Raw genomic sequence first — 13,459 nt, 5'->3', positions numbered from 1 at the left:
TCACTTCAATGGCAGTGCCGACTCCTCCCGCCGCATCACTACTGAGCGTCACTTCTGTGCTGGCCGTACTTGGGGAATTCCGGGTGGCCGCTGTCAGCCAGGGCGCGGCGCTGTTCTTCCTGTCGGGCGGCCTGTGCTCGAGGGCCGCCGAATGGTCCGACTGGTACCAGCGCCCCCCGCCTGCACGGTGCGAGGGGGCACATCTCGCTCGCCGAGTACGAAAGCAACCACTACCTGAGCATCACTAAACCCCTGGCCACAACCAGCATCTGAAATTTCTACCGACCCCGGAACGGTTCATGCGCCCTCGCCCGGCTGGCCGCGATCGGCCTCATTCCAGTGCACCGCCCAGGAATGGCGCAGAACAGCGTTTGGAGCGAAGTACCCATGGCGAAAGATTGTGACTATGGGCTTATCACCGGTTGTCGATCATCCCGCTGTCGCTGTTTTCCGCGAGCCCCGAGGCGGCCGCTCCGTCCCGGTGCTGGGCCCTCGCGTCGAGGCTGAGGCGCAGCGAACCGTGCGCATGCTAGCTGGGGTTGTGACCCATGCCAGCCCTGCCGAGCGGACCCTCACTCTGCAAGACGCCGCATCTGCTGCCAGGGAATTGACAGCGGCGTTGGCGGATAAGGCGCCGGCTGTGGTCGGCGAGGGGCTGCGGGCCGAGTCGGCCAGCCAGTCCTTCTTCCGGGTCCGTGAGTGCGAGCTGTCCGATCAGCAGGCTGCCCTGCACGGCCTCCTGGTCATCCAGCGCGGCCTGGACGACCTGTGTGAGGCTCCGTTGTCGGGCGCCGACCTGGCCTTGGAGGTGGCCGGGATGCGTCAGTCGGTGCTCGACCTCACCGGCGCAGCACCGGGCACCGACCGTGACGCGGTCGGGTCAGTGGCGGTGCCCGAGCCTGGGGCGGGGGTTTCGTTGGAGGACGTGTGGACTGCTCGGTGGCTCATCGGTCACCAGGTTCATGTCCTGTTCAACGTCTGCGCCGCGGTCGCCGTGGCCGATGCTGTTTGCCACCTGCGGCACGGGGACAGCGACGCCGCGCTGGTGCGACTAGCGGACGCGACGGCGTATGTGCGGGGCTTCCCGGCGGCCATGACGCATGCCAGTACGATCCCGGCCGATTACTACATGGTGGCGATACGCCAGACCATGGCGCCTCCGTCGGTGGACGTCCCGTTGAGCGGGCGCCAGCACCGTGGATACAAGCTGTTCCGGGCGGCGATGAAAGACCTCCTGGCCGTCGTTCCCGACACCTACGAGCACCTGGCGGCCCGCGCCCCGGAGCTGGCCCAGGCGCGGGGCGCTCTCCTGGAAGCCGGCATCATCGACGGTGAACGCCACGTCACCCTCGCGTACTCGATGGTGCATCTGCATCGCTCCATCGCCCAGAAACCCGAAGGCCCCGACAACGCCGTCGCCGAACTGCGCCTCATGCGCCACCGCCGGGCTGCCCAGTACGCCCCCCTGATCCGCTTCGGGGACCACTACATCGCCGATGCCGTGGCCGGCCTGCGCCACTCGTGAAGCCGCGTGACCTTCGCCCCCACCACCCCGGCAGGAGACTCTGATGCCCGAAACGACGCCCGACACCACCCGGAGCGCCCTCGTCGACCGGGAACTGGGTCCGGCTGATGGCGCCGCGTGCGAGCGGGTGGCCCGCGGGATGTGCACCGGCAGGGACGACCAGGTCGACAGCCCCGAGTGGGTGGCACGGGCCCGGGACGCTTGGGAAGACCTTCCGCTCCTGCTGCGCCGCGAGATACGCCGGTTTCGCAGGCATTCCGGCCCGCACGGCACGTTGGTGATCGGCGGCCTGCCGGTCGACCGGGCGGCCCTGCCCCCGACACCGGCCGTCCCCGGCTCGGTCCAGCGCCAGGCCACCATCCCGGCCGCGGTGCTCACCATGGTGGCCTGCGGGCTCGGGGAGCCGCTCGCCTACCTGGCGGAGAAATCCGGCGCCCTCGTGCAGGACGTCGTGCCCGTACCCGGGCAGGAGACCTTCCACGGCAACGCCGGATCAGTACCGCTGTCCTTCCACACCGAGAACGGCTTCCACCCCCACCCGCCCGACTACGTCGTCTTCCTGTGCCTACGCGCCGACCACGACCGACGCGCCGGCATGCGCGTCGCCGGCCTCCGCCAAGCACTGCCCCACCTCACCCCGGAGAGCCGCCAGGCCCTGTTCGCACCGGAGTTCATCACCACACCACCCCCCTCCTTCGCCTCCAAGGCCGACGTGAGCCAGCCGGACATCGAGCCCCGGCCGGTGCTGTCCGGCGCGGTCGAGGATCCCGACATACGCATGGCCCAACTCGTCACCACCCCGCTCACCCCCCGGGCCACCACCGCCCTTGCCGAATTCGGCCGCGCCTGCGAGGCAAGTGCCCGCACCCTGCGCCTGACACCCGGCGACCTCGTCATCATCGACAACCGCGTCGCCGTCCACAGCCGCACCGCCTTCCACCCCCGATACGACGGAGCGGACCGCTGGCTCCAACGCACCTACGTCACCACCGACCTGCGCCGCTCCCGCGACCACCGCCCCCACGACGGCCACATACTCACCCGCTGACCAGCCCGCGAGAAGAGCTGGATCCGCTGCCGCGGTCTCAGGGCCTCCTTCTTCCCCTCCCACGGCTCGCACGGAACATCCAGTAGGCCTGGCGGGCAGATGCGAGATCGTCACCCCGGCTGGCTGCCTTGCAGCGCGCATGTCACTAGCCGGCTGCCTCCCGGTTGGGGCCTCTGCCGCCAGGACCAGGCTCAGAAGTCAAGGGAGCATTTTCAGCTTCTCCATGGCCTGTTGGGAGCTTTGCCGAATTTTCTGCTTCTCCCGCGCCTAGCCTGTGGCCATCTGATGTCGATCGATCACGGAGCGTCATAGTCGGGGAAGGTCGGGGTGGTTGCACTGAACTGGTAAGAGCGGATGGGGCGGGATCTGGCGTCGGGCGTGTGGTGGGTGCCCGGTGCGCTTCGCGATTTCCACCGGGGGCTGAGGCCCCGCAGCCGCGCTGCCGACCGACTCCTCACGGCGTATCCGCGCACCCCGTCTGGGCAGGTGCAAGACGGAGCTTCCATTGCCCTTGTGAGCTAGAGGACCATCATGATCGCTTTGGTCGACCCTCTTTCCAGTGGCGTGTTCCTCTCCTCAGCACTCAGGGAACGCGGCCAGGACCGTCTCCACGTCTACGAGGAACGCTTCTCGGGTGCGGCCAGGAGTGACGCGAGCGCGCCTGTGCTGATCGTCAGCGGAGATACGGCGGAGACGGTGGCCGCGCTGCGCCGCCGGGGGGTCCGGCATGTGGTTCCCGGCAGTGAGTTCGGGGTCGCGTTGGCCCATGAGCTGGCAGCAGCCCTGGGCCTGGCTCGTAATAGCGACGAGACAGCGGCCGCCCGACGGGACAAAGCGCTGATGGGGGAAGTTCTCCGGAAGGCCGGCGTGCCCTGTGCGGGGCAGGCTTCGGCGGCAACGGTGGAGGAGCTGACCAGGGCGGTGCGGCGTCTTGGGCTTCCGGTCGTCGTGAAGCCCAGCCAGAGCTCCGGCAGTGACGGCTGCAGGGTCTGTTGGTCGGAAGCGGCGGCGGTGAATCACTTTCGGGACATTCACCGGCAGATGAACCTCGTGGGCCTGGCGAACGACGAGATTTACGTGCAGGAGTACCTCCACGGTGAGCAGTACGTGGTGACGACGGTGAGCCTGGACGGCCGGCATGTGGTGTGCGAAGTGGCACGAACGGTCATCGAGGAGCTCGACGGCCTTCCGGTGCGCCGGTACAACGTCAGCTGTCAGAGGGCGGTACGTGACGTGATGCCCGTTTCGGGCTTTCGGGTGGGGCTGTCGGGCTGGTCGTGGCCTGACCAGGCGGCTACGACTGCGGCTTGGTGAACAAGCCCTGTTCGGGCTCGATCAGGATTCCGCGTTCGGCCAGCCGTTTGAGCTTGAGCCGGACGTTGTTGACGTTGTTGGGTGCGATCTCCAGGTCCAACGCCTCGCAGACCGCCCGTGCCCGCAGCGGGGCGTCGGCTGCGGCGAACACCGCCATGATCTGCTGGTAGGCCGGATGGTCCGGCAGCTTCGCGGGCGGCGGTGTCGGCGAGGCCGGCTCGGGCAGTGCCAGCAGTGTCTTGCGGGTGATGCGCACCTCTTCGGCGACTCGGCCGAACTCCTCCAGTTGCGCGGTGAGTTCCGTGATGCGCGCTCGCGTCGCTTCGGCCTGCGTGGCGATCTCGCGCTCTTGCTCCTCCAGGCGGGCGAGGACCGCCCCCAGGGTGAGCCCGTCGTTGTTCATGCGCCGCGCCAGGTGGGGGTGGAGGTCGCAGTGACCATCCTGGACATCCGGTCGCTTATGGCCCAGTACACCCTCGACTCGGCCGAGGCGGGCCGGTGTTCGTAGTCGCGGACCAGTCTGCGGTGCAGCATCATGATCCCGTTTACCTGCTCCACCCGCCACCGGATCGGTTGCGGCACGAACCCGCTGGTCGTTGGGTTGCGCTCGACGACTTCGACGTCGATGCCGACCTTCCGCCCGTGGTCGATGACAGCGTTCTTGAACCCCTGGTCCACCAGGGCCTTCTGTACCGTGTCGGTGTCGGCGGCGACCTTGTCCAGCAAGGCGATGCCAGCGGCGTTGTCGTGCGCGGACGCGGCCAGCACCACCACCGCGATCACCAGACCGAGAACATCAACTGCCAGGCCGCGCTTGCGGCCCGGGACTTTTTTTGCCGCGTCCCTTCCGGTGGTGCCGGCGGGCACCCCGACGGCCGCGTGCAGGCTCTGGGTGTCGAGCACCACCAAGCTCGGGTCGGCCTTGCGCCCCCGGCTCTCGCGGACCTGCCAGCGCAGCAGGTCGTGGATGGTCTGGTCGGTGCCGTCGTCGCGCCACTTGTAGAAGTAGTACTTCACCGCGCCGACCGGGGGCAGGTCGTGGGGGAGGTAGTCCCACTGGCAGCCGGTACGGGACTGGTAGAGCAGGGCGTTGACGATCTCCCGCATCTCGTAGGCGCCCTGGTGGCCGCTGACGGAGGGATGCTGAGCCTTCCAGGAGGCGATGACGGGCTCGATCAGGGCCCACCGCTCGTCGGACAGGTCGCTCTTGTAGGGCTGGCGGTCGCTCACGAAGAACACTCCAGCACGACAAGACCCCCTGATCAGCCCCGATACGCCTGTGCCACACGTTCCAGCGACAACAAACGCGGCACTACGTCACATACCGCCCTCTCAGAGCCTTGGGGAAGCCGAGCAAGAAGTGGTGTCCTACACCCTGGACTGCCTGAACGCTCTGGGGGTGCGTCACGGCGCGGCCAACGCGGATGTGCGCCTCACCAGTGAAGGTCCGCGCCTCATCGAGGTCAATGCACGCATCCTGGGGCCGGTGCTCCACCCCGATCCGTACTTCGCCGCGTTCGGTGACAGTCAGCAGCACGTTCTGGCGGAGAGCCTGGACGACCCTGCTGCGTTCGCGGCCCGCGTCCGTCAGCCCTATGCCCCGCCGCAGGTGATGGGCAAGGCATTTGTGCGCTGCTGGGATTCCGGTGTACTCACGGCGGTGCCCGGCCTTTCGTCCGTGCGCCGGCTCCCGGGCTTCCACAGCGCGCGGGGACTCCCGCACGTCGGACAACCGGTCCGCAAGAACACCCTGACCAAAGGCAGGACAGGGATCGTCTACTTCGTCCACCCCCAGGAGGCCGTGGTCCAGGAGTCCTTGAAGGAACTCAACAGGCTTGAGGACCAAGGGGCCCTCTTCCGAATCTCTGCTGGCCCGGCCACGGGAAGCGGCCGCCCATGAGCGACGTGTTCTCCTCGCTGGCCACGAGCGGCCGGGAGACCACGCAGCAGATCGCGTCGGTGCTGCACTCCCGCAAGCAGGACCCGGAGCAGCGCCGGATGCTGCAGCGTCTCCTCACGGCCCTCGATGTCACCGGCGGACCGCTGCTGGAGGTCGGCTGTGGTTCCGGTGAACTCCTCACCGACCTCTGCGACCGGGCGCGTACCGCCACCGTCGTCGGCATCGACCACAGCCTCGACCTGTTGAAGACAGCCCGCCAGGCCCAGTCGGCATCGGGGAACCTCAGGCTTCTGGCGGCCGACGCACACCGGCTGCCGTTCGACGCCGAGACGTTTCAGACGGTCCTCATGTACACGTTGCTCAGTCACACCCCGGACATCCCGTCGGTGCTCCGCGAGGCTCACCGGGTGTGCCGCCAGGGAGGGCAGGTCGCCGTACTGGACGGCGACTACGCATCGGCGGACTTCTCGCTGGGCGAGAACGATCCGCTGAACGCTTGCGTGGCCGCCTGGCGCGCGCACTACGTCCTTAACACTCACGCACTACGGTCCCTGCCGCGGCTGCTGCAGGCGGAAGGATTCCACCTCACGCAGTCCGGCGCCCACACTTACACCGCCGCCCACTCGGCCTACGCCTACACCATCATCGACCGCGGCGTGGACACCATGCTCAACAGCGGGACAATCGGCAAGGACCTCGCCCGCTCGCTGAAAGACGAGGCACGGCGCAGGGCACACGACGAGGGCTTCGTCGGGAGCATCACCTACCGCTTCGCGCTGGCCCACAAGCACCCAACGGCCCACAATGCGAACGGAGCTTAGGGCTGCGATGCGTATCTGCCTGGTGGGCGGGGGCACGGCCGCGGCCTGTCTCGTTATGGCCCTCGCCCGCACGTTGGGCTCACGCGACGTCGACCTCGTGATCGTGGAGCCCTCGGACCGGCTGTGGCGCGGCAGCGCCTACCGGATGGACCGTGACGAGATCGTGGTGAACGCCCCGGCCGCCATGATGACGCTGGTCCCCGACGATCCCGGGCACGCGCAGCGGTGGCTCGCCCGCGAGGACGGCCATGGTGCTCGCCATTCGTGGACGCAGGAAGTCTTCCCACCTCGGCACGCCTACGGGCGCTATCTCGAGGAGAGCCTCTCCCAGACCCTGGACGGTCTGACGGCCGCCGACTGGCGCGTGACATGGGTACGCCGACGCGCGGTGAGTGCCGCGCCCGATGGTGACAAGGCGGTGGTGGGCCTGAACGGCGGGGGCAGCATCCGCTGCGACCACGCAGTGCTGTGCGTCGGGAACCCCTCCCGCTACGACCCCTGTGAACTCACCGGCCACCCGTCCTACATTCCCAGCCCCTACCCCGTGGCGTCAGCTCTGGGCGGCGTTCGCCCCTCGGCGTCCGTGGCCGTCATCGGCTGCGGCCTCACCGCCGTCGACGCCGTCCTGGGCTTACGGGCCAAACGGCACCAGGGGCCCATCACCCTGCTCTCCCGGGACGGAATCCTGGCCGCCGTACGCCGCCCCCAGCAGGCCGGCCAGCCCGCGGTGCTGACCCCCCACGCTGTCCGGAAGCGCCTCGAGAGTCCGTCACCACCCCTGCGCTGGCAGGAGGTAGCCGCCATGGCTAGAAAGGAAGCACTTCTCGCCGGGGCAGCACCGGGGCAGATCGCCGCCGAGCTGTCCCTCGCGGACTGGGGGGTGGGACGACTACACCGACAACTCGCCGACCGAAAACATGCACAAGACATCGACTGGCTTCAGGTCACCACATGGGCCCTGATCACCACCGTGCACGACTGGTGGCCCGCCCTACCCCCCGGAGACCGCAGAAAGTTCCTTAGCCGCTACCACCGGCTGTGGGCCAGCTTCACCTCCCCCATGCCCGCCGCGACCGCCCAAACCCTCCTGGAGATGGCCGACAGCGGCCAGCTCCAGATCCTGCGCGGACTTGAGGACGTCACACCCGCCAAGCAAGGATTCACCGTCACGGCACACGACCGCATGATGGCAGCCGACGTCGTGATCTGTGCTGCGACGGCGACACCGGCAGCCCGTCCGGCCGCGCCCGCAGGCGCACATGAGCTGATGGACTCACTGACCGACAACGGGTGCGCACAGCGCCACCCCGACGGTGGACTGCGCGTAGAGCCGGAAACAGGACGGCTCCTCGACCGGACCGGCAGACCCCAGCAATCACTCCTCGCCCTGGGCTACCTCACGAGCGGCACCTATTACTACATGTCCGGCATACCGATGCTCGTCTGGCGCAGCGAAGCTATCGCCACGGCCCTCGCCACCGCCTCACCGACCAGCGCGGCACCGGCATCACCCAATCTGCTCGCCCCCTGACCACACCGATCGGGCTCAGCGCGTACCAGCCACCGCATGTCACCCGACACACCGCGGCAATCTTGGCCGGGTGCACAGTCCAGTCCTGAGCGTTCAGGAGCTGACCGGCGCGAGCCGCGCGGGACAGCGCGGCGTCGGCGAGCGGTCCTTCGGCGAAGCCGTTGCGTACGTGCAAGCCGGACTCGATGAAGGTCATGGTGGCGGTCCTTTCCGCCCGGCCGCGCTGGTCTCCCGGTTGGAGACGCGGTCGCGAACCGAGCGGGCGGGACCGTAGAGCATCGAGTTCGTTAGCGTCTCGTCCTGGCCGCTGGCCCCGGACGGGAGAGGACCTCTGCCCCACGGCTACTGCGTGGGAAAGAGGTGTCGTCGGCGCGGACGGGCTTGCCCAGCGGTGCTGACCCCAGGAACAACGGGCGGTGTCCGATTTGCCGGGCTCCCACTCCCGGTCACACCTTCGGTCCCCCGCCGGGCCTGCGCGTACAGGGCGGGCCACCGGGCCTGCGCGCCGGGTGTGCAGGCCGTCACCAGCGCCGCGTCGGTGTCATCGACGACCCGCAGGGCCAGTTCGCTCCACACCCGGCCGGAGCGGTGGACACCGCGCCGTACGACCGTCTGGCCCGTCTCTAATCCGCGCACCGCGTCCCCCTTCTCCGGTCCGAGGCCGTGATACCCGGGCCGGCTTGCCCACCTCAGCCCATTCCGGCCGGGGTGGGCAAGCCGCCATCCGAGGGTGGCTTGCCCGCGCTACCGGTCCTTGGCCTGGTGGCCGGTGTCCAAGGTGGGGGACTGCTGCGCCTGCGGCGCGGGGTCGGCCGACCCGGCGGGGCGGGACGGCTGGGACGCGTTCGATGCCGGGGCGGCCGAAGGGGAGTTCGGCTGCGCCTGGGCCGGCTGCGCGAGCAGCGCGACGCTCATCACCCCGGCCAAAGCCAGGGGCAGAACGGCACCCACACCTCGGCGGACGAGTGTGGTTCTCACGTTGTTTCCTCCCATGAGGGATCGGAGGCACGCGCATGCGTGACCGATGGGATGCACAGGGCGTGGGGCAGGGGGTGTTGTCGTGCCGTGTTGTCGGCCGGACGGAATGGGGTCGATTTCCGGAGTTGACATGCCCACGTCCTGTGACATGTACAATGGCACAGGTCACACATCACTGGGAAGACATGTGGCCGAATCCGCTACGACTTTCCGGTGAACGCGGCCAGGCGGGGCGGGGTAGCCCGCCGGGCGTGTGGCGGGCCGCTGGGGGCCTCTCAGCCCGTTTCGGGGAAGTGACAGGCCGCTGTACGCGCGCCGGAGCCCACGACCTGGAGCAGCGGCCGCTCGGTACGGCACACGGCCTGCGCCTTGGGGCAGCGCGGATGGAAGCCGCAGCCGCTGGGCGGCGAGGCCGGGCTCGGCGGATCGCCGAGCAGGAGAATCCGCTCCCGGCGGCGCTCCGCCGCCGGGTCGGGCAGCGGGACCGCCGAGAGCAGCGCCCGGGTATAGGGGTGCGCCGGCCTGTCGTACAGCTCGCGCTTGTCGCCGATCTCGACGATGCGGCCCAGATACATCACCGCCACCCGGTCGCACACCCGCTTCACGACGGACAAGTCGTGGGCGATGAAGAGGAACGACAGGCCCAGCTCCCCGCCCAGACGCTCCATCAGGTTGACGACCTGGGCCTGCACAGACACGTCGAGCGCGGAGACCGGCTCGTCGGCGACGATCAGGCGGGGGCCGGTCGCCAGGGCGCGGGCGATGCCGATGCGCTGGGCCTGGCCGCCGGAGAACTGGTACGGGTGCCGGTCCAGGTGTTCGGAGCCCAACCCCACCAGGTCGAGCAGTTCGGCGGCCCGGTCCCGGGCCGCCCGGACCGTGGCCCCCTGCACCAGCAGGGGTTCGGAGATGATCCGGGCGACGGTCTGCCGGGGGTTCAGTGAAGCGTGGGGGTCCTGGAAGATGATCTGGAGGCGCTGCCGGACCGGCCGCAGCTCGCGCTGGGACAGATGCGTGATGTCGCGGCCCTCGAACTCGACGGTCCCCGCGGTGGGTTCCAGCAGCCGGACCAGCATCCGGCCCGTGGTGGACTTGCCGCAGCCGGACTCTCCGACCAGCCCCAGGGTCTCCCCCGCGGCGAGCTCCAGATCGACGCCGTCCACCGCGCGGACCGGCGCGGCGGCGCGGCCCAGGACGCGGCGGCCGGGGAACGTCTTCACCAGACCGCGTACGGACAGCAGGGACGCGGCACCATTCTCCGTGGAACTCGCTTTGGGATGAGGGGACTTGGAGAGCGTGGGTTTCATCGGGCCTCCTCGGCCGGTACGGGGGCCCCGCCGGGCGGACCGGAGTGCGGGACGGTCGGGACGAGGGGCAGGTGGCAGGCGACCAGCCGGCCGCCGCCGGGCACGACCCCGGGGCGGGGGCTCTCCCCGGCGCAGCGGGCCCGCTCCGGGGCCGTGGCGGCGGCGGCCCTGGGGCAGCGCGGTTCGAAGGGGCAGCCGGGTCTCGGTTCGGCCGGTGACGGCGGGGAGCCGGGGATCGCGCGCAGCGGTGCGTCGTCCGGGTCGTCCAGTCGGGGCAGGGAGTCCAGGAGGCCCCGGGTGTAGGGGTGCGCGGGGCTGTGGAACAGCTCGTCCACCGGGGCTTGTTCGGCGCCGCGCCCGCCGTACATGACGAGCACGTCGTGGGCGACGCGGGCCACCACGCCCAGGTCGTGGGTGATCATCAGGACGCCGAGTCCGCGATCCTGCTGGAGACGGGCGATCAGTTCGAGGATCTGCGCCTGGACGGTGACGTCGAGCGCGGTGGTCGGTTCGTCGGCGACGAGGAGTTCGGGTTCGCAGGACAGGGCCATGGCGATCATGGCGCGCTGGCGCATGCCGCCGGAGAACTGGTGCGCGTACTCCCCCGCGCGGCGGGCCGGTTCGGGGATGCCGACCTCGCCGAGCATCTCCACGGCTCGTCTGCGGGCGACGCGCCGGCCACTGCCGAAATGGTGGCGGTGGGCCTCCGCGATCTGTTCGCCGACGGTGTACGCGGGGTGCAGTGCGGACAGCGGGTCCTGGAAGACCATGGCCATCCGGCGTCCGCGCAGCCGGCCGAAGCGGCGGTCGCTCAGGCCGAGGAGCTCCTGTCCGGCGAGGGTGATCGATCCGCTCACCTTGGCCCTGCGGTGCAGGCCCATCACGGCGAGGGAGGTGACCGACTTGCCGGAGCCGGATTCGCCGACCAGCCCCAGGGTGCGGCCGGCCTCCACGGTGAAGTTGACCCCGTCGACCGCCTGGACGGTTCCGGCGGGGGTGTCGAAGGCGACCCGCAGGTCGTGGACGCGCAGCAGGGGGTGGTCCGGTTCGGTGGTGGGCGGCACGGGTCAGTTCCTCACCCTCGGGTCGACGACGGCGTACAGGAGGTCGATGACGACGTTGGCCGCCACGATGAAGAAGGCGGCGAGCAGGGTGACGCCGAGCACGACGGGCTGGTCGGCGCGTTGCAGGGCGTCGTAGAAGAGCCTGCCGACGCCGGGGATGCCGAAGATGGACTCGGTGATGACCGCTCCGGCCAGCAGGGCGCCGAGGTCCATGCCGAAGAGCGTGAGGACCGGCATCATCGCGGACCGCAGCCCGTGTTTGACCACGACGGTCCGGGCGGGCAGACCCTTGGCGCGGGCGGTCCTGATGTACGGCTGCGCCATCGTCTCGATCATCGAACTGCGGCTCTGGCGGGCGTACATGGCGGCGTAGAGCAGGGCCAGGGCGATCCAGGGCAGCAGCAGGTTGGCCGCCCAGGCGAGGGGGTCGTCGGTGAGCGGGACGTAGGCGGGGTAGGGCAGCAGCCCGGTCAGCCGGACCAGGCCATACAGGAGCATCACCGCGGTGAAGTAGACGGGCAGGGACGCGGTGGCCACCGCGCCGACCATCAGGGTGCGGTCGAGCAGTCCTCCCTTGCGCAGGGCTGCGGTCACTCCGGCGCTCAGCCCGAGCACCAGCCACAGGCAGGCGGCGCCGAACGCCAGGGAGACGGAGACGGGCAGGCGGTCCATCAGCAGGTCCCACACCGGCAGGGCGTTCTCGTAGGAGTAGCCGAGGCAGGGGAAGCCGCACTGCAGCGCGTGAGGGCCGGTGCCCAGCTCGCGGCCGGCGAAGATGCCGACGAGGTAGTCGCCGAACTGTCGCCACACTGGCTGGTCCAGGCCCATGAAGTGGCTTACTTCCGCGAGCCGTTCGGGGCTGCACGTCTTGCCGCAGGCCGCCGAGGCGGGGTCGGCGGGCAGCAGGTAGAAGATGACGAAGGTGACGGCGCAGATGGCGAGGAGGACGCCGGCCACGCCGAGGAGTCTGCGGACCAGGTAGGCGGTCACGGGCGTCCTCCCTGGGGGTCGAGGATGTCGCGCAGCGCGTCGCCGAGGACCGTGAAGGCGAGGACGGCGACGAAGAGGAAGGCGCTGGGGACGATGAAGTACATGGGGTCCGTCTCGTAGTAGGCGACTGCCTCGGCGATCATCTGGCCCCAGGAGGGGGTGGGCGGGCGCACGCCCACCCCGAGGAAGCTGAGCGCCGCCTCCGTGCTGATCATTCCGGGGATCAGCAGCGTGGTGTACGCGATGACGGGCCCGGAGATGTTGGGCAGCACCTGCCGGGTGAGGATGCGCCAGGGCCCGCTCCCGCAGGCGCGGGCGGCCTCGACGAACTCGCGGTGGCGCAGGGAGAGCGCCTCGGCGCGCACCACGCGGGCGATGCCGGGCCAGCCGAAGACGCCGATGACGACGGTCATCAGCACGACCCGGTTGACGTCCTGGGCCACCGACATCATCGCGATCATGAAGATGAGCGAGGGGAAGGACATGGTGAGGTCCATCAGCCGGCTCAGTACGGTGTCGACGCGCCCGCCGAAGTAGCCGGCGGCGATGCCCGCGGCGGTGCCGGTGACGACGACGATCGCGGTGGCGGCGAAGGCGATCAGCAGGGACACCTGCGCACCGTGGACGACGCGTGCGAACAGGTCGCGGCCGGTGACCGGTTCGACGCCGAGCCAGTGTTCGGCGCTGATGCCGCCGAGGGCGCCGTGGGGCAGGCCGCCGAGGTAGGGGTCGATGGCGTCGGCGTCGAAGGCGGTGGGCGACCAGCCGCCCATTCGGCTGAGCAGGGGCGCGGTGAGGGCGACCATGATCAGCAGGGCGGCGGCGATCAGGGCGGTCCGGCTGCCCCGGTCGCCCCACAGGCGGCGCCAGGTGGTCCGCCAGGGGGAGTCGGGCAGGGCGGGTGAGCCGGGGCCGCCGGCTGCCGGGGCGTCGCCCGGTCCGGTGGCCGGGGCGGTGACGATGCTCATGGGAATGGGTCCT

13 protein-coding genes are annotated in these 13,459 nt (G+C 69.9%); 6 read left to right on the top strand and 7 right to left on the bottom strand.

Features of this window, described 5'->3' with window-relative positions; genetic code table 11:
- Positions 1-406 precede the first annotated feature (406 nt).
- The 3 genes from ACK8N7_RS36750 (at position 407) to ACK8N7_RS36740 (ending at position 3,887) form a co-directional block, all read left to right on the top strand.
- Positions 407-1,525, top strand: a complete 1,119-nt coding sequence (locus tag ACK8N7_RS36750; RefSeq protein WP_500445455.1) for a 3-methyl-L-tyrosine peroxygenase-related protein — start codon at positions 407-409, stop codon at positions 1,523-1,525.
- 43 nt (positions 1,526-1,568) lie between these two features.
- Entirely contained in the window at positions 1,569-2,573 is a 1,005-nt protein-coding gene (locus ACK8N7_RS36745; RefSeq protein ID WP_500445453.1) for a TauD/TfdA family dioxygenase, read from the top strand.
- 531 nt (positions 2,574-3,104) lie between these two features.
- Entirely contained in the window at positions 3,105-3,887 is a 783-nt protein-coding gene (locus tag ACK8N7_RS36740; protein ID WP_500445451.1) for an ATP-binding protein, read from the top strand.
- On the opposite strand, the gene ACK8N7_RS36735 is transcribed toward ACK8N7_RS36740, so the two are convergent.
- Together ACK8N7_RS36735 and ACK8N7_RS36730 are read right to left on the bottom strand one after the other, a co-directional pair.
- Positions 3,868-4,290: a hypothetical protein gene (locus ACK8N7_RS36735; RefSeq protein WP_500440300.1), complete on the bottom strand. Its 423-nt coding sequence runs from the start codon at positions 4,288-4,290 to the stop codon at positions 3,868-3,870. The two genes, ACK8N7_RS36740 and ACK8N7_RS36735, sit on opposite strands and share 20 nt — an antisense overlap.
- Positions 4,287-5,117, bottom strand: coding sequence for an IS5 family transposase (locus ACK8N7_RS36730; RefSeq protein ID WP_500440301.1), 831 nt, complete (start codon positions 5,115-5,117; stop codon positions 4,287-4,289). Before ACK8N7_RS36730 ends, ACK8N7_RS36735 begins: the two co-directional genes overlap by 4 nt.
- 133 nt (positions 5,118-5,250) lie before the next feature.
- Here ACK8N7_RS36730 and ACK8N7_RS36725 point away from each other — a divergent pair, with 133 nt between their 5' ends.
- Genes ACK8N7_RS36725 through ACK8N7_RS36715 form a run of 3 tightly spaced genes read left to right on the top strand, consistent with a single transcriptional unit; the run spans position 5,251 to position 8,139 of the window.
- The gene (locus tag ACK8N7_RS36725) at positions 5,251-5,787 is read left to right on the top strand and encodes a hypothetical protein (RefSeq protein ID WP_500445449.1); all 537 of its coding nucleotides are present in this window, start codon (positions 5,251-5,253) and stop codon (positions 5,785-5,787) included.
- A complete protein-coding gene (locus tag ACK8N7_RS36720) occupies positions 5,784-6,608 on the top strand; it encodes a methyltransferase domain-containing protein (protein WP_500445447.1) in 825 nt (274 codons plus the stop codon). The genes ACK8N7_RS36725 and ACK8N7_RS36720 overlap by 4 nt, the downstream gene beginning before the upstream one ends.
- A gap of 7 nt (positions 6,609-6,615) precedes the next feature.
- Positions 6,616-8,139 (top strand): FAD/NAD(P)-binding protein, encoded by a 1,524-nt coding sequence (locus ACK8N7_RS36715; RefSeq protein WP_500445445.1) that lies wholly within the window; start codon positions 6,616-6,618, stop codon positions 8,137-8,139.
- A 744-nt stretch (positions 8,140-8,883) separates the two neighbouring features.
- On the opposite strand, the gene ACK8N7_RS36710 is transcribed toward ACK8N7_RS36715, so the two are convergent.
- The 5 genes from ACK8N7_RS36710 to ACK8N7_RS36690 form a co-directional block, all read right to left on the bottom strand.
- Positions 8,884-9,117, bottom strand: a complete 234-nt coding sequence (locus ACK8N7_RS36710; RefSeq protein WP_500445443.1) for a hypothetical protein — start codon at positions 9,115-9,117, stop codon at positions 8,884-8,886.
- A gap of 275 nt (positions 9,118-9,392) precedes the next feature.
- Positions 9,393-10,424, bottom strand: a complete 1,032-nt coding sequence (locus ACK8N7_RS36705; RefSeq protein ID WP_403218350.1) for an ABC transporter ATP-binding protein — start codon at positions 10,422-10,424, stop codon at positions 9,393-9,395.
- On the bottom strand, positions 10,421-11,488 hold the full coding sequence (locus ACK8N7_RS36700; RefSeq protein ID WP_403218349.1) for an ABC transporter ATP-binding protein: 1,068 nt from the start codon (positions 11,486-11,488) through the stop codon (positions 10,421-10,423). The genes ACK8N7_RS36705 and ACK8N7_RS36700 overlap by 4 nt, the downstream gene beginning before the upstream one ends.
- Before the next feature lie 3 nt (positions 11,489-11,491).
- Entirely contained in the window at positions 11,492-12,478 is a 987-nt protein-coding gene (locus ACK8N7_RS36695) for an ABC transporter permease (RefSeq protein WP_403218348.1), read from the bottom strand.
- Positions 12,475-13,446, bottom strand: a complete 972-nt coding sequence (locus tag ACK8N7_RS36690; RefSeq protein ID WP_500445440.1) for an ABC transporter permease — start codon at positions 13,444-13,446, stop codon at positions 12,475-12,477. The genes ACK8N7_RS36695 and ACK8N7_RS36690 overlap by 4 nt, the downstream gene beginning before the upstream one ends.
- Positions 13,447-13,459: the final 13 nt, after the last annotated feature.

Origin of the sequence: Streptomyces griseobrunneus (assembly GCF_046713465.1) — a bacterium.
Classification (GTDB): domain Bacteria; phylum Actinomycetota; class Actinomycetes; order Streptomycetales; family Streptomycetaceae; genus Streptomyces; species Streptomyces microflavus.
This window is presented reverse-complemented; position numbering and strand designations above follow the sequence as displayed.

Bases quoted from the DNA above. Each gene is read 5' to 3' on its own strand.
- ACK8N7_RS36745 (WP_500445453.1), top strand. From the start codon at position 1,569: ATGCCCGAAACGACGCCCGACACCACCCGGAGCGCCCTCGTCGACCGG.
- ACK8N7_RS36750 (WP_500445455.1), top strand. From the start codon at position 407: ATGGGCTTATCACCGGTTGTCGATCATCCCGCTGTCGCTGTTTTCCGC.
- ACK8N7_RS36705 (WP_403218350.1), bottom strand. From the start codon at position 10,424: ATGAAACCCACGCTCTCCAAGTCCCCTCATCCCAAAGCGAGTTCCACG.
- ACK8N7_RS36720 (WP_500445447.1), top strand. From the start codon at position 5,784: ATGAGCGACGTGTTCTCCTCGCTGGCCACGAGCGGCCGGGAGACCACG.
- ACK8N7_RS36735 (WP_500440300.1), bottom strand. From the start codon at position 4,290: ATGAACAACGACGGGCTCACCCTGGGGGCGGTCCTCGCCCGCCTGGAG.
- ACK8N7_RS36690 (WP_500445440.1), bottom strand. From the start codon at position 13,446: ATGAGCATCGTCACCGCCCCGGCCACCGGACCGGGCGACGCCCCGGCA.
- ACK8N7_RS36715 (WP_500445445.1), top strand. From the start codon at position 6,616: ATGCGTATCTGCCTGGTGGGCGGGGGCACGGCCGCGGCCTGTCTCGTT.
- ACK8N7_RS36740 (WP_500445451.1), top strand. From the start codon at position 3,105: ATGATCGCTTTGGTCGACCCTCTTTCCAGTGGCGTGTTCCTCTCCTCA.